Raw genomic sequence first — 261 nt, 5'->3', positions numbered from 1 at the left:
AAGCGGCGCATGAGCGTGTCGAATTCCTCGGTCGTCTTCACGTAACGTGGCTCCGACTTCGAGCCCGCTAGATTGTGCGGATTGCGCCCAAGCACCAGATTCGCAAAATGACGGCACCAGAAACCTAGAAGGTTGGCCAGCTCACCTTGCTTGTCCAGAAGCTTGAAAAAGTCGAGGGTGGAGACGACACGAATCTGTTCGTCACCAACCTTCATCTTATGGACCCACCCGCGCTTGTACTGTGGGTGTTGCACTTGTGGA

Annotated in this window: 1 protein-coding gene; it reads right to left on the bottom strand. The window is 54.8% G+C overall.

The window, feature by feature from the left end:
• On the bottom strand, positions 1 to 215 hold a 215-nt coding region (locus AC1RO3_RS09245; RefSeq protein WP_481764126.1), incomplete at its 3' end, for a hypothetical protein.
• Between the last annotated feature and the right edge of the window lie 46 nt (positions 216 to 261).

It is taken from the genome of Dellaglioa sp. CoH-57-MRSF-19, from assembly GCF_056781975.1.
Note: the sequence above shows the minus strand (reverse complement) of the source record. Positions and strands in the feature narration are given on the sequence as shown.